The sequence below is a fragment of the Flavobacterium oncorhynchi genome (genome assembly GCF_002217355.1).
Classification (GTDB): Bacteria; Bacteroidota; Bacteroidia; order Flavobacteriales; family Flavobacteriaceae; genus Flavobacterium; species Flavobacterium oncorhynchi.
Genome location: NZ_MUHA01000013.1, coordinates 1 through 23095, shown reverse-complemented (window position 1 = coordinate 23095; position 23095 = coordinate 1). Strand labels below are relative to the sequence as shown.

Below are 23095 nucleotides of genomic sequence, written 5' to 3'. Positions count from 1 at the left end.
TTCAATCAAGTTCTATGATTAACTCATGAACATTTGTGTAATTCGCGGCGGAAAAAGTTTGAGAAACTAAATCAAAATCTTCTTCAAAGACTCTGCAATACTTCGCCATAAAAAATTGTAAAATGATTTTTCCTGAATCCGTTCAATTTCGATATCAGCGGTTTTTGCTTTGTCTTTTGAATCGTTTTTGACCAATAAATTGGCAATGGCAGATTTGAGTTTAGCTTCTTTTTCGGGTTTTTCCTTTTTGTATAATTTCACTTTTAAATCATCATAATCTAGAGATGCATTTCCTTTTGAGATATTGTCATTTCCATAGAAATTAAAACGATATTTATTAAAGTTTCCTGTAAAGGAAGCGTTCATATGAGGTTTACTGAATTGTCCCATGGCGGCAACATCAAAGTTTGAAATAACGCCTTGAATATGAAAACTATCTTTTTTATCTAAAACATTAAAACTCCAATCAACATCCAGCGGGGAGTTTTTCATGAAAATACATTTCACTTTAATTTTGACATCATCGGTTTTTTTTAATCCAAAACCACTTTGCAGGTTGGTTGCCTGCAAATTAAATTTGTCGAAATTTAAAACTCCAGGACCTTTGGCAAAATCAATTTCTTCTTCATAAACCAATTTTGATTTCAGAACCTGTAAAGTATCAATTTGAAGTGGGAATTTAATATTTCGCAATAAATGATTGTAAAGATATTTCTTGCTCAGATCATCTTTTGGCATTTTTCCGCGATAGATATTGGCATCAAAATGATTGATTACAATTGAATTTGCTTTGAAGAAAAAGCGATCGTTTTTAAAACCCCAATTCATTTTTTGCACTTGTGCCGAATCGAATTTTAAGGTATAAATATCTTTTTCTTTATCTAATCGTTTAATAAACTCTCGTCGATTAAATTGCGGAAGGTGAGAGAAGTTGTTGATTTTTAAAAAGTTCTTCTCGGTACTTATTTTACCAATATTGATATGATAAAAAGCGCTTGATCTATAAAACAAGCTGTCAATAACTAATGTATACGTTTTATATTGCAGTGGAATTTTTTGTCTTAAAGTAGCATCTGTAAGCAGTATTCCTTCTAATTTTAGAATAATTTTTTTGATGCTGAAAATTGGTTTTTCAGTATCTAAAGAGACAACATCCACCGTTCCATTGTTTAGATAAATATTTGAAACAGCGATTATTTTTCGAAAAGGTTCAATGATTTCGGTTTTGATACTTTTGTTGTTATTCAATAGTTTCTCGCCTTTTTTGTATAAAATAATTCGGGGTTTATTGATGATGATACTTTCAGCCTGGATGATATCTCTAAATGCCAAATCCCAAATATTAAAATGTTTAATGGTGATGGATTCAATTTTAGAAAAAAGCCCATTTTTACTGTCTTTTGGTTCGTTTTTCGGGCTTACTAATAATGTTTGGGCATAGATATTTCGAGAAAAAAGAGAAACTTCAATTTTTTCGTAATTGATGTTGTAAGCTGTTTTGTTCTTCTCGTGAATAATTATTGGAAGCTGTTTTTTGATCCAGTAATTCAGACCAATGTTGATCAGAATTACAAGAATAAAAAGAGAAATTACTCCAATAGCTATTTTTTTATAGACAGACATTTATAGTATTGATTTTAAATACATAAATTTAGACTTTAAAAGAGAATGTATTTTACATTATTCTGTTTTTTGGTTACATCATTTTACAAACCCTATTTATTTATACTTTTTGCAAAATATGAGAAGATTTAAAAAATTTCTGCTGGTTTTATTAGTACTTGTTGTTGTAATTGGAATAGGTTTATGTGCCTATATTTTTCATTTAAAACCCAAATATGAAGGAGAATTGCAATTGAAAAACCTTCAAAAAGAAACGACTGTTTATTTTGACGAATACGGCGTTCCTCATATTTATGCCGATTCTGAAAAAGATGCTATGACTGCTCTTGGATATGTTCATGCTCAGGAAAGATTGTGGCAGATGGAATTGCTTCGCAGAATTGCTCCGGGCAGGTTGTCAGAAATTTTCGGATCTGTTGCGCTTAAAAATGATAAGTTTTTCTCCGGAATTGGAATTGAAGAAGCTTCGGCGAAAGCCATTTCAAAATTAGACAAGAATAGTGTGAGTTATAAACTAACGGAGGCTTATTTAGACGGAATTAATCAATATTTAGATGAGGGAACTACGCCAATTGAATTTACTCTTGTTGGTGTTAAAAAGCAAAAATTCACTATAAATGATGTCTATAATATTTTTGGATATATGTCTTTTAGTTTTGCAATGGCTCAAAAAACAGATCCATTACTAACAGATATTCGAAATAGATACGGCGCCGCTTATTTGAAAGATTTAGGAATTGAAGGCGAATTTAATACTACGCAGATTAAAAGCTCAAAAGAGAGTATTGAAGAGTATACAGCGATTTCAAAATCGATAACAGCTTTATTAGACAAATCGCCAATTCCGCCATTTATAGGAAGTAACAGCTGGGTTGCTGGTCCAAACAAAACGAAGAGCGGAAAAGTGATTTTTGCGAATGATCCGCATATTGGGTTTTCACAGCCTGCAACTTGGTACGAAGCGCATATTGTAACGCCTGAACATGAATTGTATGGTTGTTATTTGGCAGGAACTCCGTTTCCGTTATTGGCACACAATCGAGAATATGCATATGGTTTAACCATGTTTGAAAATGATGATATCGATTTTTATCAAGAAAAGAACAAAACGGGAGATTTAAATCAATATCAAACTCCAACTGGTTTTGCAACTTATGAAGTTAGAAAAAAGACTATTAAGGTAAAAGATACTTCGGATGTTGTTCTAACGATTAAATCAAGCCGACACGGACCAATTATGAATGATTTACTGGATCATTTAGATAAGAAAAATCCAATTGCAATGTTGTGGACGTATACGCAGCAGCCTATTCAGATTCTGGATGCTGTTTATGGGCTTTCGCACGCAAAAAATAAAGAGGAGTTTAGAAAAGCGACTCAGTTAGTTGCTGCGCCGGGATTAAATGTGATGTACGGCGATGCTAAAGGAAATGTGGCTTGGTGGGCAACTGGAAAATTGTATAAACATAATAAAGGTGTGAATACGCATTTAATTTTAGACGGCTCAACAGGAAAGGAGGATATTGTAGAATATTTAGATTTTTCAAAGAATCCATCTGCCGAAAATCCAAAATGGGGATATGTTTATTCTGCCAATAATCAGCCCGAAGCAATCGATGGTTATTTGTATCCAGGATATTATCTGCCAGAAGACCGCGCCAAAAGAATTTCGGGGTTAATGGATGCAAAATCAGATTGGGATAAAGAAGCAATCAGCAAAATGATTTACGACAACACTTCTGATGTTGCGATCGAAACGGTGAAAAATCTAATTTCAAATATAGATCTAAATACTATTTCAGCAGAAGAAAAGGAAGCTGTAAATGTTTTAAAGTCATGGAAGGGAACAACAAATCTTGAAGATGTTGCACCAACGATTTATAATAAATGGGTGTATTTGTATTTAAAGAATACTTTTGAAGATGAGATGGGAGAAGACAATTTTAATTTGTTTTTAGGAATTTCGATAGGAAAACAAGTTATAGCCAATCAAATTAAAAATGAAAATTCAGTTTGGTGGGATAATGTCAAAACTAAAAATGTAAAAGAAACCAGAAAGGATATTGTTGTAAAATCATTTCATGAGACTGTTACAGCGCTTCAAAAACAATTAGGAAATACTGTTGCTGATTGGAAATGGGAGAAAGTGCATACGGTTGAACACGAACATCCGCTTGGAAAAGTTGCTGCGCTTCGAGGCTTATTTAATGTGGGGCCTTTTGGATCTCCGGGATCAAATGAAGTAATTAATAACTTATTTTTTGGTCTAAACAATGAAGGGAAGTATTATGTAAAAGGCGGCCCATCAACCAGACGAATTGTTGATTTTTCGGATATTGAAAACAGCTGGAGTATTTTGCCAACAGGACAATCTGGAAATCCATTTAGTAAACATTACAGCGATCAGGCAGAAATGTACAATGAAGGAAAGTTTAGAAAAATGAAATTAAATAAAGAAGAGATTATAAAAACATCGACAAAACTGATTTTGAAACCGGAATAAAAATAGTTTCAGGGTTCAAGTTGTAAGCTTTAAAAACCTTTGTTCCTTTGCCTCTATGCATCTTTGATCCTAAAAAAAAACTTCCCATAAAAAACAGTTTTTATGGGAAGATCTTTTTATAATTCTATTTTTTTAAAAGATCTGCTAAGATCTTTTTTCCGTTTTCGTTTGTTGGATCAAGCTCTACCGCTTTTTTATAATTAGCAATAGCTGCTTTTTTATCGCCATCGGCTAAATAAGCTTCGCCTAAACTATCATAAGTATTTCCTGATTTTGGAAAAGTTTCTGCGTTGATTTTAAAAACTTCTATCGCTTCTTTCTTTTTTCCAGATTGCAACAATTCATATCCAACTTGGTTCATATCGCCTTCTTTAACAGCATACGAAGGATCATTTTTTAGCTTTTTATAAGTTTCAGTTCCATTCGCAGCTCCCTTTTCATTATAAATATCTAATAAATCAAGCGCCAGTGATTTTTTAGGCTGATTAAAGGACTGATTGTATAGAATAGCACGAATAGCTTTATTCATTTCACCCAAAGCAGTTCCACCCGTATTATTCAATAAAACAACTAAATTTTTATCTGCAGGAATTCGCGAAATAATAGTGTTAAATCCGTTAATTCCGCCGCCATGCTCAATAATGCTTAATTTACTGTTTTCTCCATTTGGCACTTCATAAGTAGACCATCCGTATCCGTAAAAACCATTCCAAGCTTTAATATAAGGTTTAAATAAAGATTCCATGCTTTTTTGGGTAAGCAGTTTATTTGTATAAAGAGCCTGATCCCATAAAAATAAATCTTCTACAGTTGAGTACAGCGACCCGGCAGCGTACGGAAGACTCATATCAATATAAGGTGCATTTCTAATTGCTTTTCCTTGCTTTTCATAACCAGCCGCCCTGTTTTTTAAAATAATATCACTGTGATCGTAACCAGAATTAACCATTTTTAAGGGTGTAAAAATGATTTCTTGTAAATATTGCTCGTATGTTTTTCCTGAAATTTTCTCGATAATATAACCCAATAAAAAATAGCCGGAATTACTGTAATTGAATTTTTCGCCAGGAGTAAAATCAAGCGGAAGACTAGAAAACGTTTTTACAAACTCTTCAGGTGTATAAGGATTTCGGCTTTTATCTTTAAAGAAATTTGGAGCCGATGTATAATTAGGGATTCCAGAAGTGTGCGTAAGCAAATGATGAATCGTTATTTTGTCGCCATTTGCTTTTGGATAATCTGACAAATAGGTTGTAATAGGAACATCTAGTTTTATTTTTCCCTCTTCAGCCAGTTTTACAATTAAAAGCGCCGTAAATTGTTTACTGATAGAACCTAGTCTAAATTTAGTGTCGGTTTGATTTGGAATATTCCATTCCATATTCGCAGAACCAAAACCTTTCTTGAAGATTACTTTCCCGTTTTCAGCTAACCGTTAAATTGCCCGTATTCATTATATTTTGCTAAAAGCTGCTCGATTTGCTGTGCTTTATTCTGAGCAAAAAGGCTTACTGTAAAAAGAAGCAGCAAAGCAAAGACTGCAATTGATTTGATTGATTGTTTCATGATTAATGATAAGGATTAAGATTAATGAATAATTCGTTTTTGATTGATGATTGAAACTTTGTAACGTATTTTATTTTAGTAAGTTGTGTTTTTATTGCAACGTTTTTCCAAAAAAAAAGAGACCGTTAAAAGGTTAGACGATTGATTTAGATTTTGGTTTCAACATCAATCATTTTTTTTCATTTTATTTCAAATCAAGACGAATTTTGAGCATAAACATAAAGATGCTATTAGAGGTTTATGCTCGTAACTAACAATTCGTTTTACCTACCATTAATTATTTTGAACTTATTTAAATTGATATGTTGAGTGTAATTAATTTTAACACATAGAAATATAGATTTTGGTTTCTCATAAAAGGCGTTTCAATTAATTGAAATGAACATAACATGCTTATGTGAAAGAAATGTATTCCTTTTTGTATTCTTTTTCTAGGCAGAAAATCTATGCTTCTATGCGTTTAAAAAAACATTTAGAATCAGACGAGAGTAATTACATCCAAAGGGTTTTAATTATATGATTTTGCTTATCAGCAGTACTATAAGAATAAGTAGTTTGATCATAATATTTTAGAATTAAAGCATTACTTCGTTTCTATATCAATTATTTTTTGACCATTTTCGCCCAAATAATGATTTACTATTTTCTCATAAACTTTGTAACCATCATCAACATTAGTAAAAATGATTAAACCCTGTTTTGTTTTTGGAAGCAAAATAAAAATAGTCTGAACACCTTTGTCAGCGCCGCCATGTGATAAAGCATAATCATTATTTCCTAAATCGTAGATTTCAAAACCAAGTCCGAAGTATTTGTTTTTCTTCGTTTCAACCTGATGTGAAGTCATGTCGTCAAAGACCTTTTTACTCAAACCTTCACTATTCATTACACTGCATAAAAATTTACCATAATCTTCAATAGTCGTTAATAAATCATCGGCAGCGTTTGCTGTTTTGTTTTTGGTTAGTTCGTAAGCATTTCCTTTATTATCATAGCCAATCGCATATCTAGAAAGATCTACTTTATCATTCCAAACCAATTGAGTGTCTATCATTTTTAGAGGCTTAAATAGTAATTCATCCGCTAACTGATCTAGTGTTTTGTGAAACTTTTTTTCGAGAGCTTTTCGTAAATATTCTAATCCTTCACCAGAATATTGGTATTTAGTTCCAGGCTTAAATTTAAAATCCAACTTACCAGATTCGTTCATAAATCTCCAATTCGGAAAACCCGTTTGGTGGCTTAAGATAATTCTTGTAGTTAAAAGTTTTGTGTTCGGATCTTTTGCAATATCAGGATCAGTCCAATATTTATAAAGCGGTTCATCTAAATCCCATTTGCCAGAACTTACTAATTTTAGCGTTACAATTGCAGTTATAGGTTTAGTTAAGGAGGCAACATTCCAAATAGTATTATAAGGTGCCGAAATGTCTTTTTTAAGTTCGCCAAAAACCTTAATCTGCTTCAGTTTTCCATCCGTAATAACTCCAATTCCTAAAGCTGGAATATTATTTTCTTTAAGCCATTTTTCTGTTTCTTGTTCACTATCAAAAAGATTTGTTTTACCTGCTGTAGAGCTCGTCATTTGATGGTTATAACTCAATGATCTTGCTAGTTTCCATTCTTTATTTTTTAACAGCCAAAGATGTGTGAATTTTGCAAAACTACCTGCTTGCTCTGGTTTTCCAGCAGTATATTCATAAAAGCGATGCGTTCCCATTTGTATGGCACCATATAAAATGCCATTTTTATACAACGGATAAACTTCAGTACTTCCATCAATTAATTCTCTTCGATAGTTGTATTTTCTTGTTGGGGAACAGATTCCATTTTTAAAAGTTTTTAAAAAACGAGCCTTATCCGAAATGCTGTCTTTGTCATGATAAAACTCAAAATCTTCAGTATAAAGATTTTCAAACTGTTTTACATCGCAAGTATTAAAACCAACATTAAACAAAAGACTGTCTTTTGACATAATAGTTTTGTACAAGGCTGAGGTTTTATCTTCTTGTGAAAGTCCAATTTGGGTTTGAAAAAGTAAAATTCCAATTAACAGAATTTTTAATTGAAATAAAGTGCGTTTGATTTTCATTTTGTGATTGATTGATGATTAATGATTTGGCAAAAATAATTCAAACTCTAGTTCACAAAATTGTACAAATGCGAAAACTTATCTTTTTTGTGATAAAAAATAAGAATCGGGCTTAAACATTTTTGGAGTTGTTTTAGTTACATCCTTAAATTTTTTTATAAAATGCGACTGATCAAAATACTTATTATAAAGTGCAACTTCTGTTAAACTCAGTTTCTCTACATCGGTATTTATCATTTGATCTACTGATTTCCGGAACTTCAAAATCTGAATGTATTTTTTAATAGTAAGCCCTGTCGCAGTTTTAAACTTAATTTGTAATAAACGCTGCGAAGATTTTAACTCTTCACTAATTTCCGAAACCGAAATATCTTCTTCTTTGCTTTTTACAAATTCGCATATTTTTTCAATTGCATTTTTGTCAGGATTCAAAGCATTTAATTCTTCAAAATAAAGATTTAAAATTTTTAAAAATTCGTCAATATCAAAATTTGCTTTAACGTTAAAAGGCAATTCTTCAGCATTAATCTTGACAATAGAATCGGCAGAATCAGTTAAATCATATTTTGGAAACATCGATAATGCCCAAGTATGAAGCTGAACAATGGTAACTTTTGTTTTGGGCTGAATGTGAACCAAAACTTTGTTGGTCATTTGCGAGCAAAAGTAAATTCCTTCGCTCATTTCGTATTTGTTTTTACTAGTGTGAACCTCAATTACACTTCCAGTTACAAATGCAAGATTAAAACAGCCGTTTGGTAAAACAAGTTTGTTCTCAATCAGGCTTTCGCCGATGCTGTTATCCAAGCACCAAATTTTATTGACAAACCTTTCCGCTTTTTGACTTACGTAATGTTCTGAGTATAATTGCATTTTAGGATTTGTCTATTTGGTATTTATTATCTTAAAAATCGCAGACTAAAATAAGATTTTTTCTATTACCATAATATTTTAAATAAACTCCCCAAAATAATCTCGTTTAGTATTTTTCCATTCCTCCAAAATTATACTGTAATAAACATCGTCTTTGCTGTTTCCTTCAGAATCTATATAATTATTTCTAAATAAACCTTCTTTTAAAGCGCCTAGTTTTTCAATCGCTCTTTGCGACTTTTTGTTTTCTAGATCTGCGCTGAATTGTATTCTTTTAAATTGAATTTTTTCAAAGCCAAAATTTAGTAGTTCATATTTGCAGGCTTTGTTTAAACCAGTTCCCTGAAAAGCTGCTCCGTACCAAGTCCAGCCAATTTCACATTTTTTGCTCGCATAGTTTAAATAACCATAACGTGTACTTCCGGCAACTCGATTTGTTGCTTTATCTATAATTAGGAATGGATAACAAATTCCGTCAGCTTTTTGTTTTAATGTATTTTGAATGTAACTCTCGAAATCTTGATCATTTCGAACATACATTCCCATGTATTTCCATATTTCATCATTAAAAATAATCTCTTTCAGTTCGGTGTTTCTCTTATTCTCAAACGGAATTAATAATACTCTTTCGTTTTCTAGAATAATTTCTGATTGTAAAATTTCGCTGTTCATGATTTTAATTTAAAGATTGATGTTAAAAAGCAATAGCTAAAGTAATTGTTTAATTTTTTTTAATAAATCAAGTAAAATAACATTTTGTTATATTTTTAAAAACCATCAGAGATGAGGTTTTTATAATGATATAATTAAATGGATAGATTCGCTTTTAAAAATAAAAGATTATAAAAGCTCTGTGAAGTAGTGCAAGAGCAAATAATTCATTTATTTTAAAGCTTATGTACAATTATTACTTATTTTTACGGCCTTATATATTAGATTTTCCCTGATGCAAACTTCACTAAAAATTGCTGTTGTAGGTTCTGGACTTGTAGGATCGCTGTTGGCAATTTATCTTAAAAAAGCCGGTCACACCGTTCATGTCTATGATCGAAGCCCTGACATTCGCAAAATAAATTTCTCTGGCCGTTCTATTAATCTGGCAATGTCTAACCGCGGTTGGAAAGCGCTGGATGCAGTTGGAGTTGGTGATGCAGTTCGAGAAATTGCAATTCCGATGGACAAACGTGCAATTCATTTGGTTGATAAACTTAATTTTCAGAATTACGGTCAAGAAGGTGAATCAATTTATTCGATCTCAAGAGGGAAACTAAATCGCGAAATGATTGATTTGGCCGAAAATGCTGGAGCTGAATTTCATTTTGAGCAAAAAATATGGGATGTTACGCTGAGTGATGCAACTTTGCATATTGGTGAAAGCGAAAGAGGCGAGTGGGAAGAGCGAAAATATGATATGGTTTTTGGTGCCGATGGTGCTTTTTCGAGAATCCGCCACAGAATGCAGCGTCAGAGCATGTTTAATTATTCGCAGGAATTTTTAAATATGGGTTATAAAGAATTGAATATTCCAGCAAATGCTGATGGAACACATAAGTTAGATAAAAATTCTTTTCATATTTGGCCGCGAGGCGAGTATATGTTAATCGCGCTTCCTAATCTTGACGGAAGTTTTACCTGTACATTATTTATGCCTTTTGAAGGCGAAAACTCATTTGCATCATTAACAGATCGCAAAATGGTAGAAGATTTTTTTGAGAAAAACTTTCCAGATTCAATCGAAGTAATTCCAGAACTGGCAAATGATTTCTTTAAAAATCCAACCAGTACTTTGGTGACGATGAAATGTTTTCCGTGGACATACGAAGATAAAATCGCTTTGATTGGAGATGCCTGTCACGCGATCGTTCCGTTTTACGGACAAGGAATGAATGCCGGTTTTGAAGATATTACGGTTTTGAATGAAATGATGGAAAAATTTGGAGACGACTGGAAAAAGATTTTCTCAGAATATCAAATTTCAAGAAAACCAAATGCAGATGCCATTGCCGAACTTTCATACCGAAATTTCATGGAGATGAGTACCAAAACGGCAGATGAAAAATTCTTGTTGCAAAAGAAGATTGAAAAAGTCTTTTCAGATAAACATCCAGAAAAATGGATTCCGCTTTACAGCCGAGTTACTTTTAGTGATCGTCCTTATGCTGAAGCTTTGGCAATAGGAGATTTCCAAAACGGAATTATGGAAGAAGTTTTAAAACTTGATAATATCGAAAATATCTGGAACACTCCTGAGGTTGAGAATAAAATTCTGGAGCTGTTGCAAAACGAATAATTCTTTAAACCTTATAAGTTATATAAGTCTATATAAAATGCTTTTCGCATAAATTTAAATGAACTTATATAACTTATATGGTTTTGTTTTTTTCTACTTTTTAAAGATTTTACTCAAAACTCCAAAAACACCTCTTATAAAGGTAGCGCTTGTTACAACTTTCAAAACTGATTTTGTAACTACTTCTGTAGTGCTTGGTCCTACTTTTGAAGATTTTGTTGGTGTTTGCTCTTCTTGCTCGGCAGAAGCTTGAGTTGCGTCTTCAATTTTTTTGGTTAGAATTTCATAAGCACTTTCGCGGTCAATTTCTTCACTATATTTTTTAACGAGTTTAGATTTGCCGTTTATTTCTTCGATTTCCTCTGCAGATAATATATCCATTCGGCTCATTGGTGCACGCATCATAGTTGCAACAAGCGGCGTCGGAATACCTTTTTCGTTCAAAGCGGTAACTAAAGCCTCCCCAATTCCTAAACTTGTCAATAATTCATCTGTTTTATAATAATCCGAAGTTGGATAATTGTCAGCAGTCTTTTTTATTGCTTGACGATCATTTGCTGTAAAAGCTCTAAGGGCATGCTGAATTTTTAAACCTAATTGTGCCAAAACACCGCTTGGAACATCCATTGGGTTTTGCGTAACAAAGTAAACACCAACACCTTTAGAACGAATTAACTTTACAATAGTTTCAATTTGTTCTAGAAGCGCTTTGCTTGCTTCATTGAAAATTAAATGTGCTTCATCAATAAAAATGACTAATTCAGGTTGTCCTGAATCTCCTTTTTCTGGCATTTTTTGATAAATTTCGGCTAAAAGACTTAACATGAAAGTCGAGAATAATTTTGGTTTATCCTGAATATCTGTTAAACGTATAATGTTTACGTAGCCTTTACCATTTTCGTCAATTCGCATTAAATCGTCAGTCTCAAATGACAATTCTCCAAAAAACAAATCACCGCCTTGTTGTTCCAGTTCAATTATCTTGCGTAGAATTGTTCCAGTTGTTGCCGTTGAAATCTTGCCATAGTTTGCTGCGATTTCATCTTTACCCTCTTCCGTAATATAATTGATTACTTTTTTGATGTCCTTTAAATCCAATAAAGGCATTTGGTTATCATCGCAATACTTAAAGATTACTGCAACAACTCCAGCCTGAGTATCATTTAAATCTAAAATCCTTGAGAATAAAACAGGTCCAAATTCAGAAACCGTAGCACGTAAACGAACTCCGTCTTGTTTAGATAATGACATTAATTCAACAGGAAATGCCGCTACATTATAAGGTACATTTATTTTGGCATGGCGCTCGGTAATAAAACCTTCTTCTTTTCCTTCTTTAGCAATACCGCTGAAATCACCTTTAATATCCATCATTAAAACAGGTATTCCAGCATTTGATAACTGTTCGGAGAAAACCTGGATTGTTTTAGTTTTTCCTGTTCCGGTTGCACCTGCGATAAGTCCGTGGCGATTTAAAGTCTTTAAGGGAATTTTGACATGAGCTTCCGCTATGGCTTCTCCGTCTAAAATGGCGCCGCCTAGTGTGATTGTATCGCCTTTTGCTGAATAACCGGTATTTATTTCTTGAATGAAATTATCTTTTTTATTCATGTTTTTATTTGTAATTTAGATGATTATAAAGGTTTTGTTTGTGTTTTAACAGTTTAAACGCTGTTTTTTTAGTAGGAAAAAGCGGTTTTTGATTGAAAAGTACATAAAAAATAATTTCGCAGTTTTTTAAGAAGATTTTAAAGGAATGTTTGAATATTTACTAAAACGTTGTAATTTTTTTATAATTCGCCCTTTTTTTTGTTTTATCATAAAAACAACGCCTGCAAATTAATGCGATATTTTTTGTTTTGACGTTAAATTTGCTTCAATAAAATTAAAAAAAGTTTTTTTATTTAAACTAAAAATATAAATTTGCTCCTCTACAAGTTAAATATAACTAAAAAATAAAAATTATTTAAAACTATTAAAATTAAAAAAAATGGCAAACGTTAAAGTTAAAAAAGAAAGCACTTCAAACGGAGGAGGAATGATTACTGGAATCATTATTGTAGCGTGTATTTTAGTTGGGGTGTTTATTTGGAAAGTAATCATGGGTAGCCCAGCTAACTTCGAGGGAGGTAACCCAGAGACAGGTCACCCAATCAATACTCTAGGTATGGTATACAAAGGAGGTTTCATTGTACCAGTATTATTAGGTATGCTTTTAATGGTTGTTGTTTTTTCTATTGAAAGATTCATTGTTATCGGTAAAGCAGCTGGAAAAGCTAACTTAGATAAATTTATGAAAAGCGTTCAAGGAAGTATTAAAGAAGGAAACATCGAGGCTGCTATCGCTTCATGTGACAAACAACAAGGTTCAGTTGCAAATGCAATTAAATCTGCTTTGATTAAATATCAAGATGTTAAAAAAGAAGGATTTAACAGTGAAGAAGCTTCAGAAGTAATCCACAAAGAAATCGAAGAGGCAACTTCATTAGAAATGCCAATGTTAGAGAAAAACATGACTATCATCTCTACTTTAGTATCATTAGGAACTTTAGGAGGATTATTAGGAACAGTATCAGGTATGATTAAAGCGTTTGGTGCGTTAGCTTCTGCTGGAACTCCAGATCAAGCTGCTCTTGCAACAGGTATCTCTGAGGCACTTATCAACACTGCAACAGGTATCTCGACTTCTATCTTTGCAATTGTTTCTTACAACTTCTTTACAGCTAAAATTGACGATTTAACTTACTCTATCGATGAGGCAGGTACTACAATCGTAAACACTTACAGAAAATTCAGAGGAAGCTTGAAGCAATAATTAGTTTTTAATTATTACTATAATTACAATTAATTATTTCACAATAAAATAAAAGAGAATGGCTAAAATAAAAATGAAAAAAAAGTCATCATCGACAGATATGACTGCCATGTGTGATGTTGCGTTCCTTTTGCTTACGTTCTTTATTTTGACCGCTACTGCTAAGGTGCCTGAAGCATTGCCTGTTGATATGCCTTCTTCTACTGTACAAAGTAAATTACCAGATTCTGATTTGGCAATTATTACCATTGGTAAAGGAGCAGACGGAAAGAGCAAAGTGTTCTTTGATATCAAAGGAAGAGAGCTTCGTAAAAGAAGTCTTGAAGGTATGGGTGCAAAATTAGGCGTGACTTTTTCAGAAGATGATAAAGAGAAATTTGCTTTAATGGATGACTTTGGTGTTCCTTTAGCAAGTTTAAAGCAAATCATCGACATGAAAGCTGCTGATAGAACTAAAGCAAATCAACCTGGAATTCCAATCGATTCTTTGGATAATCAATTAAAAGAGTGGCTTCTTGTTTCAAGAAGAGCTGCAATCGACCTTGATGATAAAGAATTGCAGATTGCAATTAAAGGAGATGCAAAAGAAGAGTATCCTAAAATCAAAAAGATTATGGATATTTTACAAGATCAAAAAATCAATTCCTTTAACTTAGTTACAGGTATGAGAGGAAAAGACTTTTAATTAAAAAAGATACACTAAAATGGCTGAATTAAATACCGGCGACGGTGGTGGCGGAAAAGGTGGTAAAGTAAGAAGTAAAAAGCAGAATTCAAAAGTCGATTTAACGGCAATGGTGGATTTGGCATTCTTATTGATCACATTCTTTATGTTAACCACATCGTTGTCAAAACCTCAATCGATGGATTTGTCTCTGCCAGATAAAGATCCGGATGATAAAACACCTCCTGTTAAAGTAGATGAAAATCGTACGATGACTGTAATGTTAGGTGAGAACAATAAAATGGTTTATTATATGGGTTTATTGGCAACTCCTAAAGTTGGTCCAAAAGATATCGCATATGGTAAAGACGGTATTCGTAGAGAATTATTAAAGCAAAAGAAAGAAGTTTTGGCTTATTCTGCAGCTTTAGGAAAACCTAAGAATGGAATTATAGTAATCATCAAACCAACTAAAAAATCAAATTATCGTAATTTGGTTGATATGTTAGATGAGATGGCTATTACAGGAGTTGATACTTATGCTATTGTTCCAGAGTTTACGCCAGAGGAAACAAAATTGATAGATAAACAATAATTGTTGTCTTGTTTGAACATCCTAATAATCAAGAAAAATGAAATTAGATATTATAAAAAATCAGTGGCTTGATATCGTATTCGAAGGACGTAATAAGATATATGGTGCATATGAGCTAAGAAAAGCAAACGGTAAAACTACGGTAAAAGCACTTATCATAGGTTCTGTTATTTTCAGTTTAGCTGTTGCTGCTCCTCTTATTGCTAGCTTTTTGCCAGATTCTAGTACAGAAGATGCGAATACAGATATTAAAATTGCAACAGTAAAATTACCTCCTAAGAAAAAAGAAGAGGTAAAACCAAATGAACCGCCACCACCACCACCACCACCAAAAGTGGATCAGGTTAAGTTTGTGAAGCCGGTTGTTGCTAAAGCGAATGAAGTAACTGAAGATCCTCCAAAAATTGAGGAACTTAAGGACAAAAAAGTTGGTGCAGAAACTATCAAAGGAGATCCAGATGCAGTTTTAACTGTTGATGAGCCGGTAGGTAAAGGACCAGTTTCTCAGGTAGTAGAAGAAGATAACAGTGTATATAATACAGCTGGTATCGAAGTAAAACCTGATTTCCCTGGAGGGATGGAGAAATTCTACAAGTTCGTAGGAAACAATTATAAAACTCCAGAAGAAGAAGGTTTAAAAGGTAAAGTTTACGTTACTTTTGTAGTTGAAAAAGACGGTTCATTAACCGACATTAAAGTTTTAAGGGATATCGGTTACGGTACAGGAGCAGAAGCAATTCGTGTTCTTAAAAAATGTCCAAAATGGACTCCTGGCGAGCAAAATGGTAAAAAAGTTAGGGTTCTTTACTCTCTGCCTATTACTATTCAATCTGCAGAATAATGTTAAAAGATATGCTTAATAATATTCAGAAGAAATCGCTCAAAGAGCGATTTCTTCTTGTTTTAGGAATACTGTTTTTTTTAATATATCTTGTGCTTGGTTTAATGATCATGTTTTGGGAAAAACTTCCGTTAGACATGGAACCAAAATACAGATATGCTTTTGGCGGATTGCTTATTGTTTATTCGGCAATACGTTTTTTAAGATTAATTAATTCAAACGCAGAATAATTATGCTGAAATATAGTAAGTTTTTAGGTCTGGTGGTTTTTGTTTTTTTGTTTGCCATGTGTAACCAAAAAAGTAAGAATGAGTCTGGTAAAGAAACAATTTTGAAAGGGTCGTTAGATATTGCGGTTGACGAAACGGTGAAGCCGATCGTTGATGATCAGGTGGCTGTTTTTGAAGGTACTTATTATGGCGCTAAAATTAATGTTAAGCCAGAATCTGAAGCAGAGGTAATAAATGATTTGTTAAATCAGAAAACTAAAGTGGCAGTAACGGCAAGAAATTTGTCTCAAGAAGAACTTGCAAGGTTTGAAAAAAGTAAAATAAAGCCGCGTGTAACTCCTTTTGCAACTGATGCAATTGCTTTTATTAAGAGCAAAAACAATAATGATACATTAATTGCGTTGAAAACGGTAATTGATTTTATGCAGGGTAATTCTAATACGGGGATTAAAGGTCTTGTATTTGACAACCCAAATTCTAGTACAGTTCGATTTATGAAAGAATTGGCTAAAGTTAAAAATGTTCCTTCACAAAACGTTTTTTCATTCAAAACAAATGAAGAAGTAATTAAGTTTGTTTCTGAAAATGACGGAATGATTGGTGTAGTGGGAGTTAATTGGTTGTCACAGCCGTCTCCAAGTATGGTTGACATTGTGAAAAAAATTAATGTTTTAAGTGTAAAAGGATTAAACAGTAATGAGTATTACAGTCCAACACAAAATGATCTTGCTGAAGTAAAGTATCCTTTGGCACGTGAATTGTTTATTATAAACTGTCAAGGATATAATGGTTTAGGAATGGGCTTTGGTTCGTTTATTGCCGGAGATATTGGACAACGAATAGTTTTAAAATCAGGGTTATTACCGATAAAAACACCTGCTAGAAAACTTCAAATAAGAAATGAACTTTTAAAAGATAACGAATAAATTAATTACACTAAAGATGAATAAATTTAAAATTTTCAGTCTTGCATTTGTTGCATCAGCTTCTGTTGTAAAAGCGCAAGATGTTAAAGAAGCTAAGAAGGCAGTTGATGCTGAGCAATTTCAAAAAGCAAAATCATTGCTTAAATCAATTATCAAAGATAAACCGTCTGATGGTGAAGCAGATTTCATTTTAGGAAACTTATACTTAAATCAAGGAGTTGCTGATTCAGCTAAAATTTATTATTCAAAAGGAATTGAAGCATCAGATAAGAAAAACTTAAATTATATTGGTTTAGGACAATTAGAACTAGATAATAAAAATACTGCTGGAGCTCAAGCTAATTTTACTTTGGCTACTAAAGATATGAAACGTAAGGATGTAGATGAATTTATCTACATTGGTAAAGCATATACTAATTCAGTTAATCCTGATTATACAAATGCTGTTGCTAGTTTGAAAAAAGCATTGTTGATCGATCCTCAAAATGCAAGTGCACTTTTGGCTATTGGTGATGCTTATTATGGAGCAAATAATCAAAATGAAGCTTACAAAGCTTACCGTGATGCTTTTACAGCAGATCCTACACTTTTGAGAGCTAAAATGCAATTAGGAGTTTTATTAAAAGGTGCAAAATCATACGATGAAGCGATTAAATCTTTTAATGAAGTTATCGCTTTGAATCCAAATTATGGTCCTGTTTATAGAGAGTTAGCAGAGACTTACTACAAATGGGGAAGAAATAAACCTTCTACAGCAAAAGTTAACTTACAGCATGCAATCACAAACTACGAGAAATACTTAAGCTTAACAGATTATTCTTTAGATTCTAAAATGCGTCACGCAGATTTCTTAATCTTGGTAAAAGATTATAAAAGCTTAGAAACTGTCGCTAATAAAATGATCGCAGAAGACAAAGTTAATCCTAGAATTTTTAGATATTTAGGTTATGCAGCTTACGAGAACGGTAATGTTGAAGTAGCAATTAAATCTCTAGAAGACTACGTTAAAGTTCCTACTAATAAAGTTATTGGAAGTGATTATATGTATTTAGGTTTGTCTAAAATTAAAAAAGGGACAAATGCTGAAGGTGCTGTAGATCAAGCTTCATTTGATGCTGGTATTGCTGATATTAAAAAAGCAGTTGAATTAGAGCCATTAGTAGTTGAAGAACTTAATGAGTTAGGAAAAGGATTGTTTGGTAAAAAACAATTTGCACAAGCAGCAGCTATTTTTGAATTTGGTGCTCTTAATAAAGAATCTAAAAATTATTTAGATGATAATGTGTACTATGGTATTTCAGTTTACTATGCAAACGCAAATAAAACTAATGGGGCAGCTGATGCAGCTCAATTAGCTAAAGCGGAAGAAGCTTTTGATAGAATTTTAGTGGCTTCTCCAACTTATGATGAAGCTTATCTATATAAAGGTAGAATCAACAACTTGTTAGAGAAAGATGATTTAATTATCAAAAACTACGAAGAATATATCACAAGAACTACTGCAAAAGGAGCTGAAGAATTGGCTAAACCTGCTACAGTGAAAAAAATGATTGAAGCTTACAACAGTATTGGTGCAAGTTATGCTAATACTGATAAAGTAAAAGCAGTTGAATATTTCAATAAAACTTTAGTTTTAGATCCAGCAAACGCTTACGCTTCGCAATCAGTGAAAGCTTTAAAATAATATAGCTTTAAAGTAATTTATAAAACCCGATAGTTCAAAGTGAACTATCGGGTTTTTTTGTTCCGTATTTAATTGACTATCTTTGCACTTTAAATTAGAATAATGTTATCAAAAGAAATACAATTAGAAGTAAATAAAGGAGCAATGCTGCCTTTGATGGAAGAATTTTATACCATTCAAGGAGAAGGATTTCATACTGGTACTGCTGCTTACTTCATTAGAATTGGAGGTTGCGATGTTGGGTGTCATTGGTGTGATGTAAAAGAAAGTTGGAATGCAGAATTACATCCTCCAACAGGTATTGATGTAATTGTTAATAATGCTGCGACATATGCGAACACTGTTGTTGTGACAGGTGGAGAGCCTTTGACTTGGGATATGACATTGTTGACGAATAAACTAAAAGAGAAAAATCTTAGAGTTCATATTGAAACTTCTGGAGCTTATCCGTTATCAGGAACTTGGGATTGGATTTGTCTTTCGCCTAAAAAGAATAAGCTGCCAACTCAAGATGTTTATGAAAATGCCCATGAGTTAAAGGTGATTATTTATAACAAGCATGATTTTATTTTTGCAGAAGAACAAGCTGAGTTGGTAAATGATAATGCAATCCTGTTTTTACAGCCAGAGTGGAGTAAGAAAGAAGAAATGACGCCTCTTATTGTAGATTATGTTATGAATAATCCAAAATGGAGAGTTTCATTACAGACGCATAAATATCTAAATATACCATAAATAAAAAAATCTCTTCGTTCGAAGAGATTTTTTTGCTTTAGAGTGATTATTATATCCGCTATTGAGAAAGTAAATGATTACTTAATTCCAGTTTTTGTGTTTTTTCAATGCTATGATATGGTTTAAATGATGGTTTCCGTGCCAGGCATACATTCCAATAATTTGCTTGATTCTATATTCAGAATTGTTTTCAGGATGAATGAAGGATTTTTCAAGATCAAGTACCGATAAGTTTTTCATGATATAGGTCAATCTATAGTGTAATGCCTGCAGTAGATTTAATGATGGTTTGATAGGCATCGTTTTGCTGTCGGGCAGATCAGACCACAGCGTTTCGTCATAAGCTTTTATAACAGGATTATTTTCTGTTAAAGCCCATTTGATTCTAATATAGCAATTCATGTGGCTTTCCGCGCAATGATGAATTACTTGACGAACAGTCCATCCGTCAGGTCGATATGGTGTGTCCAGCTGTTCGTCGTTTAGATGAATCGTTTCTTGTTTTAATCTTTCGGGAAAAGTTGCAATTTCCTCAATTTTATGAGTGATATATTCAGGGGTATAAGTGTCGGGAATTGTAAATTTACCTATAGGATATTTTAATTTTTCTAGATCTAAATTTTCCATTGGTCAAAATCTTTTAAGTTATAGAGTAAGTTTAGCTAAATAGTCATAATGATCTCCTTCCAAAACCAATTCGCATTTTAGTCCATTCGCATTGGCGGCATTTTGAAGTGTGTTGTAATCTAAGTACAGCCAATCAAAAGTATCTTCTTTTTCTCCTTTGTAGGATATATTAAAAGTCAGTTCTCCATAATAATCATTATTTGAAGGGATCCATTTTCCTCCGTCCTCATCTTCGTCAAACATATATATAATGTCTGAACTATCAAGTAAAATCTGTCCAAATGGATTTAAGAGAGATTTTAACTTTTTTAAATACTTGTTACAGTTTTCTAATTTTCCAAAAATACCGGTTCCATTCATCAATAAAATAATCGTGTCAAATTTTTCTCCATCAAAATCTAATATATTTTGAATGTGAGCATTTTTTAATCCGCGTAATTTGCAAGTCTCAATTGCTTTTTCCGAAATATCAATGGATGTAACATTTAAATTGCGATCATTTTGTAAGGACAAACTATGACTTCCAGCGCCGCATCCTACGTCTAATGTTTTTCCATAAGCTAATTGCAATGCTTTCTGTTCTAATTTTGGCATTTCGTTATAAGAACGGAATAAATATTCAATGCTCATTTCGTCTTCTTCAGAAATTGAAGTTTCAGTTATAATATCTTCTGGAGAATTATTGGTTTGGAAATCGTAGATCGCTTTCCCAAAAAGATCTTTCATTGTATTTTAGTTCAAAGTTTGAGGTTTCAAGTTTAAAGTTGTTTAATTTTGCCGATCAACTTTAAATTTTAAACTTGAAACAAATTTTAAATAACTTAAATAAGTTAGCCAAAGATAAGCATATCGAAAACAAAAAGTATTTCGATAAGCTTAAAAAGAAGCAGCCAAAGAATTTAGATTATGTAATGCAGGATTTGCATGATGCAGAGTTTAAAAAAACGGACTGTTTACAGTGTGCTAATTGTTGCAAAACAACGGGGCCATTGTTTACTTTGGCTGATATTGAAAGAATCTCAAAATCATTTAGACAAAAACCGCAGCAATTCATAGATCAATATCTTCGAATTGATGAAGATAAAGACTATGTTTTGAAAAGTGTTCCCTGTACTTTTTTGGATAATGAAAATTATTGTATGATATATGATGTTCGACCAAAAGCATGCAGAGAATTTCCGCATACAGATCGTAAAAAGTTTCATCAAATCTCAGATCTTACATTAAAAAATGTTGCGATTTGTCCTGCTGCCTATAATATTGTAGAGGAAATGAAGAAAAAACTTCCGCTGTAAAGAGTAGGAAGTTGTTTTAGTGTTTTTGAATTATTCATTTTCGTTTTTTTAAACGTATTTTTGAATAATTAGAATAAGAAAAAAAATTAAACGTTTAAATACGAACTGATAAATTGAATTTAGAATATTTTATAGCCAAAAGACTTATAACTGCTAAAGATTATAAAAGCAGTATATCGGCACCTATTATTAAGATTGCTATTTCTGCTATTGCAATTGGAATGATCATGATGATTATTTCTGTCGCAACAGGAATTGGTTTGCAGCAAAAGATACGTGAAAAAGTTTCAATGTTTAATGGGCAGATAATAATTTCTAATTTAGATAATAATAACTCTGAAGCAACTTTAACTCCAATTTTAAAGACTCAGAGTTTTTATCCAAGTTTTAAATCGATTCCAGAGGTTAGTCATATTCAAGCCGTGGCTAGTAAAGCTGGGATTATTAGAACGGAAAATGCTTTTGAAGGAATTATTTTTAAAGGTGTTGGAGCTGATTATAAATGGGAAAATCTAAAAGAATATTTAGTTGAAGGACATTTGCCGGATTTTTCAAAAAAGATAAATGAAGATGTTATTATTTCGAAGTTTTTGGCTAATAGGCTTAATTTAAAATTAGGAGATAGTTTCAATACCTTTTTTATAAAAGAAGAAGAGGGGAAACTGCCAAATAGTCGCCGATTCAAAATTGTGGGGGTATTTACTTCGGGATTTCAGGATTTTGACGCTACTTATATATTAGGAGATATTCGACATATTCAGCGAATTAATAAATGGACGCCTGACCAAATAGGAGCATTTGAAGTTTTTGTAAAAGATTTTAGTAAAATTAAAGAAACCGGTAATCAAATCTATGAACAAATACCGCCAAATTTAGATGCGAAGACAATAACAGATAAATACAGTTACATTTTTGATTGGCTTCAGTTGTTCGATTTTAATATAGTTGTCATTCTTGGTATAATGATTTTGGTCGCGACTATAAACATGGTCGTAGCATTGTTAGTTCTTATTTTGGAGCGTACACAAATGATTGGGATTTTAAAAGCTTTAGGTGCTAATAATTGGGTCGTTCGAAGAGTTTTTCTGTATAACGCATTTTACTTAATAGTGCGAGGATTGTTTTGGGGTAATTTAATTGGAGTTGCTCTGTTGTTAATTCAGCAGCAGTTCGGGGTCGTTCAGCTTAATCCTGAGAACTATTATGTGAATCAGGCACCGGTATATTTAAATTGGGGGTATATTGTGTTGTTGAACTTGTTGACGATTTCAGTTTGTTTTTTAGTCTTAATAGTGCCTTCATATTTGATTACAAAGATTTCTCCTGTAAAAGCTATTCGTTATGACTAGCTTCTAAGTGGCTTTGAAAAACAAACCCGACAAATTCTTAGAATTTGCCGGGTTTGTTTTTATACATATATAAGTATAAAAACATACTATAATATATAAGAGCAAAGGTTTGTTTATATTAGGGGGAGCTGAAATACTTTCAGGATTAATATTTATAAGCAGCTTTTTCCTCTTTCGGTTTCAATCTTTTATTTTGACCCCCGAAATAAAAGGATTTTTTCCTTTTATGGGGGCTGGGGTATGAGTTATTAAAGGAAATAACAGAAAAAAAGAAGAGTTAAGTTCTTTTAAAGGTCAAATACGCTTTAAAAAGGGCTTCTAAATCTTAGATTCTTCATGACAAAAGAGGGAAATCGCTAGAAATTCATCAAAATAGGAGTTAGAAAA

Annotated in this window: 21 protein-coding genes; 12 read left to right on the top strand and 9 right to left on the bottom strand. The window is 32.5% G+C overall.

Annotated elements, in window-relative coordinates; translation table 11 throughout:
- Window positions 1–66: 66 nt before the first annotated feature.
- Window positions 67–1623: a hypothetical protein gene (locus tag B0A75_RS10625; RefSeq protein WP_089054254.1), complete on the bottom strand. Its 1557-nt coding sequence runs from the start codon at window positions 1621–1623 to the stop codon at window positions 67–69.
- Between the two features lie 118 nt (window positions 1624–1741).
- Between B0A75_RS10625 and B0A75_RS10620 the strand changes: the two genes are divergently transcribed.
- Window positions 1742–4126 (top strand): penicillin acylase family protein, encoded by a 2385-nt coding sequence (locus B0A75_RS10620; RefSeq protein ID WP_089054253.1) that lies wholly within the window; start codon window positions 1742–1744, stop codon window positions 4124–4126.
- 124 nt (window positions 4127–4250) lie between these two features.
- Here B0A75_RS10620 and B0A75_RS10615 read toward each other — a convergent pair whose 3' ends face one another.
- The 5 genes from B0A75_RS10615 to B0A75_RS10600 all read right to left on the bottom strand — a co-directional run bounded on the left by B0A75_RS10615 (window position 4251) and on the right by B0A75_RS10600 (window position 9329).
- The gene (locus tag B0A75_RS10615) at window positions 4251–5507 is read right to left on the bottom strand and encodes a serine hydrolase domain-containing protein (protein ID WP_244284384.1); all 1257 of its coding nucleotides are present in this window, start codon (window positions 5505–5507) and stop codon (window positions 4251–4253) included.
- A gap of 47 nt (window positions 5508–5554) precedes the next feature.
- A complete protein-coding gene (locus B0A75_RS20695; RefSeq protein WP_244284383.1) occupies window positions 5555–5692 on the bottom strand; it encodes a hypothetical protein in 138 nt (45 codons plus the stop codon).
- Between the two features lie 583 nt (window positions 5693–6275).
- The gene (locus tag B0A75_RS10610; protein ID WP_089054252.1) at window positions 6276–7784 is read right to left on the bottom strand and encodes a serine hydrolase; all 1509 of its coding nucleotides are present in this window, start codon (window positions 7782–7784) and stop codon (window positions 6276–6278) included.
- Between the two features lie 78 nt (window positions 7785–7862).
- Window positions 7863–8657 carry a helix-turn-helix domain-containing protein gene (locus B0A75_RS10605; RefSeq protein WP_089054251.1) on the bottom strand — a complete coding sequence of 265 codons (795 nt, stop codon included), beginning with the start codon at window positions 8655–8657 and terminating at the stop codon, window positions 7863–7865.
- Between the two features lie 78 nt (window positions 8658–8735).
- Window positions 8736–9329: a GNAT family N-acetyltransferase gene (locus B0A75_RS10600; protein ID WP_089054250.1), complete on the bottom strand. Its 594-nt coding sequence runs from the start codon at window positions 9327–9329 to the stop codon at window positions 8736–8738.
- 274 nt (window positions 9330–9603) lie between these two features.
- Between B0A75_RS10600 and B0A75_RS10595 the strand changes: the two genes are divergently transcribed.
- Window positions 9604–10947 (top strand): FAD-dependent oxidoreductase, encoded by a 1344-nt coding sequence (locus B0A75_RS10595; RefSeq protein ID WP_089054249.1) that lies wholly within the window; start codon window positions 9604–9606, stop codon window positions 10945–10947.
- Between the two features lie 93 nt (window positions 10948–11040).
- Here the strand turns inward: B0A75_RS10595 and B0A75_RS10590 are convergent, their stop codons facing one another.
- Window positions 11041–12558, bottom strand: a complete 1518-nt coding sequence (locus B0A75_RS10590; RefSeq protein WP_089054248.1) for a helicase HerA-like domain-containing protein — start codon at window positions 12556–12558, stop codon at window positions 11041–11043.
- A 379-nt stretch (window positions 12559–12937) separates the two neighbouring features.
- Between B0A75_RS10590 and B0A75_RS10585 the strand changes: the two genes are divergently transcribed.
- The 8 genes from B0A75_RS10585 to B0A75_RS10550 all read left to right on the top strand — a co-directional run bounded on the left by B0A75_RS10585 (window position 12938) and on the right by B0A75_RS10550 (window position 19437).
- A complete protein-coding gene (locus B0A75_RS10585) occupies window positions 12938–13762 on the top strand; it encodes a MotA/TolQ/ExbB proton channel family protein (protein ID WP_089054247.1) in 825 nt (274 codons plus the stop codon).
- Between the two features lie 58 nt (window positions 13763–13820).
- Entirely contained in the window at window positions 13821–14447 is a 627-nt protein-coding gene (locus tag B0A75_RS10580) for an ExbD/TolR family protein (RefSeq protein WP_089054246.1), read from the top strand.
- 19 nt (window positions 14448–14466) lie between these two features.
- A complete protein-coding gene (locus B0A75_RS10575; RefSeq protein ID WP_089054245.1) occupies window positions 14467–15021 on the top strand; it encodes an ExbD/TolR family protein in 555 nt (184 codons plus the stop codon).
- A gap of 37 nt (window positions 15022–15058) precedes the next feature.
- Window positions 15059–15862 (top strand): energy transducer TonB, encoded by an 804-nt coding sequence (locus tag B0A75_RS10570; RefSeq protein ID WP_089054244.1) that lies wholly within the window; start codon window positions 15059–15061, stop codon window positions 15860–15862.
- The gene (locus tag B0A75_RS10565; RefSeq protein ID WP_089054243.1) at window positions 15862–16092 is read left to right on the top strand and encodes a hypothetical protein; all 231 of its coding nucleotides are present in this window, start codon (window positions 15862–15864) and stop codon (window positions 16090–16092) included. Before B0A75_RS10570 ends, B0A75_RS10565 begins: the two co-directional genes overlap by 1 nt.
- Window positions 16093–16094: 2 nt before the next feature.
- Entirely contained in the window at window positions 16095–17018 is a 924-nt protein-coding gene (locus tag B0A75_RS10560; RefSeq protein ID WP_089054242.1) for a PstS family phosphate ABC transporter substrate-binding protein, read from the top strand.
- A gap of 16 nt (window positions 17019–17034) precedes the next feature.
- On the top strand, window positions 17035–18702 hold the full coding sequence (locus B0A75_RS10555; protein WP_089054241.1) for a tetratricopeptide repeat protein: 1668 nt from the start codon (window positions 17035–17037) through the stop codon (window positions 18700–18702).
- A gap of 102 nt (window positions 18703–18804) precedes the next feature.
- Window positions 18805–19437, top strand: a complete 633-nt coding sequence (locus tag B0A75_RS10550) for a 7-carboxy-7-deazaguanine synthase QueE (protein WP_089054240.1) — start codon at window positions 18805–18807, stop codon at window positions 19435–19437.
- Window positions 19438–19518: 81 nt separating this feature from the next.
- Here B0A75_RS10550 and B0A75_RS10545 read toward each other — a convergent pair whose 3' ends face one another.
- Both B0A75_RS10545 and B0A75_RS10540 read right to left on the bottom strand, forming a co-directional pair.
- Window positions 19519–20064, bottom strand: coding sequence for a YfiT family bacillithiol transferase (locus B0A75_RS10545; RefSeq protein WP_089054239.1), 546 nt, complete (start codon window positions 20062–20064; stop codon window positions 19519–19521).
- An 18-nt stretch (window positions 20065–20082) separates the two neighbouring features.
- Entirely contained in the window at window positions 20083–20790 is a 708-nt protein-coding gene (locus B0A75_RS10540; protein WP_089054238.1) for a class I SAM-dependent methyltransferase, read from the bottom strand.
- 74 nt (window positions 20791–20864) lie between these two features.
- On the opposite strand from B0A75_RS10540, the gene B0A75_RS10535 reads away from it, so the two are divergent.
- Both B0A75_RS10535 and B0A75_RS10530 read left to right on the top strand, forming a co-directional pair.
- On the top strand, window positions 20865–21359 hold the full coding sequence (locus B0A75_RS10535; protein WP_089054237.1) for a YkgJ family cysteine cluster protein: 495 nt from the start codon (window positions 20865–20867) through the stop codon (window positions 21357–21359).
- Window positions 21360–21472: 113 nt separating this feature from the next.
- Window positions 21473–22708 carry an ABC transporter permease gene (locus tag B0A75_RS10530; RefSeq protein WP_089054236.1) on the top strand — a complete coding sequence of 412 codons (1236 nt, stop codon included), beginning with the start codon at window positions 21473–21475 and terminating at the stop codon, window positions 22706–22708.
- Window positions 22709–23095: the final 387 nt, after the last annotated feature.

Coding starts and splice junctions, on each gene's coding strand:
- B0A75_RS10625 (WP_089054254.1), bottom strand. CDS start 1,623: ATGTCTGTCTATAAAAAAATAGCTATTGGAGTAATTTCTCTTTTTATT.
- B0A75_RS10620 (WP_089054253.1), top strand. CDS start 1,742: ATGAGAAGATTTAAAAAATTTCTGCTGGTTTTATTAGTACTTGTTGTT.
- B0A75_RS10615 (WP_244284384.1), bottom strand. CDS start 5,507: ATGGAATGGAATATTCCAAATCAAACCGACACTAAATTTAGACTAGGT.
- B0A75_RS20695 (WP_244284383.1), bottom strand. CDS start 5,692: ATGAAACAATCAATCAAATCAATTGCAGTCTTTGCTTTGCTGCTTCTT.
- B0A75_RS10610 (WP_089054252.1), bottom strand. CDS start 7,784: ATGAAAATCAAACGCACTTTATTTCAATTAAAAATTCTGTTAATTGGA.
- B0A75_RS10605 (WP_089054251.1), bottom strand. CDS start 8,657: ATGCAATTATACTCAGAACATTACGTAAGTCAAAAAGCGGAAAGGTTT.
- B0A75_RS10600 (WP_089054250.1), bottom strand. CDS start 9,329: ATGAACAGCGAAATTTTACAATCAGAAATTATTCTAGAAAACGAAAGA.
- B0A75_RS10595 (WP_089054249.1), top strand. CDS start 9,604: ATGCAAACTTCACTAAAAATTGCTGTTGTAGGTTCTGGACTTGTAGGA.
- B0A75_RS10590 (WP_089054248.1), bottom strand. CDS start 12,558: ATGAATAAAAAAGATAATTTCATTCAAGAAATAAATACCGGTTATTCA.
- B0A75_RS10585 (WP_089054247.1), top strand. CDS start 12,938: ATGGCAAACGTTAAAGTTAAAAAAGAAAGCACTTCAAACGGAGGAGGA.
- B0A75_RS10580 (WP_089054246.1), top strand. CDS start 13,821: ATGGCTAAAATAAAAATGAAAAAAAAGTCATCATCGACAGATATGACT.
- B0A75_RS10575 (WP_089054245.1), top strand. CDS start 14,467: ATGGCTGAATTAAATACCGGCGACGGTGGTGGCGGAAAAGGTGGTAAA.
- B0A75_RS10570 (WP_089054244.1), top strand. CDS start 15,059: ATGAAATTAGATATTATAAAAAATCAGTGGCTTGATATCGTATTCGAA.
- B0A75_RS10565 (WP_089054243.1), top strand. CDS start 15,862: ATGTTAAAAGATATGCTTAATAATATTCAGAAGAAATCGCTCAAAGAG.
- B0A75_RS10560 (WP_089054242.1), top strand. CDS start 16,095: ATGCTGAAATATAGTAAGTTTTTAGGTCTGGTGGTTTTTGTTTTTTTG.
- B0A75_RS10555 (WP_089054241.1), top strand. CDS start 17,035: ATGAATAAATTTAAAATTTTCAGTCTTGCATTTGTTGCATCAGCTTCT.
- B0A75_RS10550 (WP_089054240.1), top strand. CDS start 18,805: ATGTTATCAAAAGAAATACAATTAGAAGTAAATAAAGGAGCAATGCTG.
- B0A75_RS10545 (WP_089054239.1), bottom strand. CDS start 20,064: ATGGAAAATTTAGATCTAGAAAAATTAAAATATCCTATAGGTAAATTT.
- B0A75_RS10540 (WP_089054238.1), bottom strand. CDS start 20,790: ATGAAAGATCTTTTTGGGAAAGCGATCTACGATTTCCAAACCAATAAT.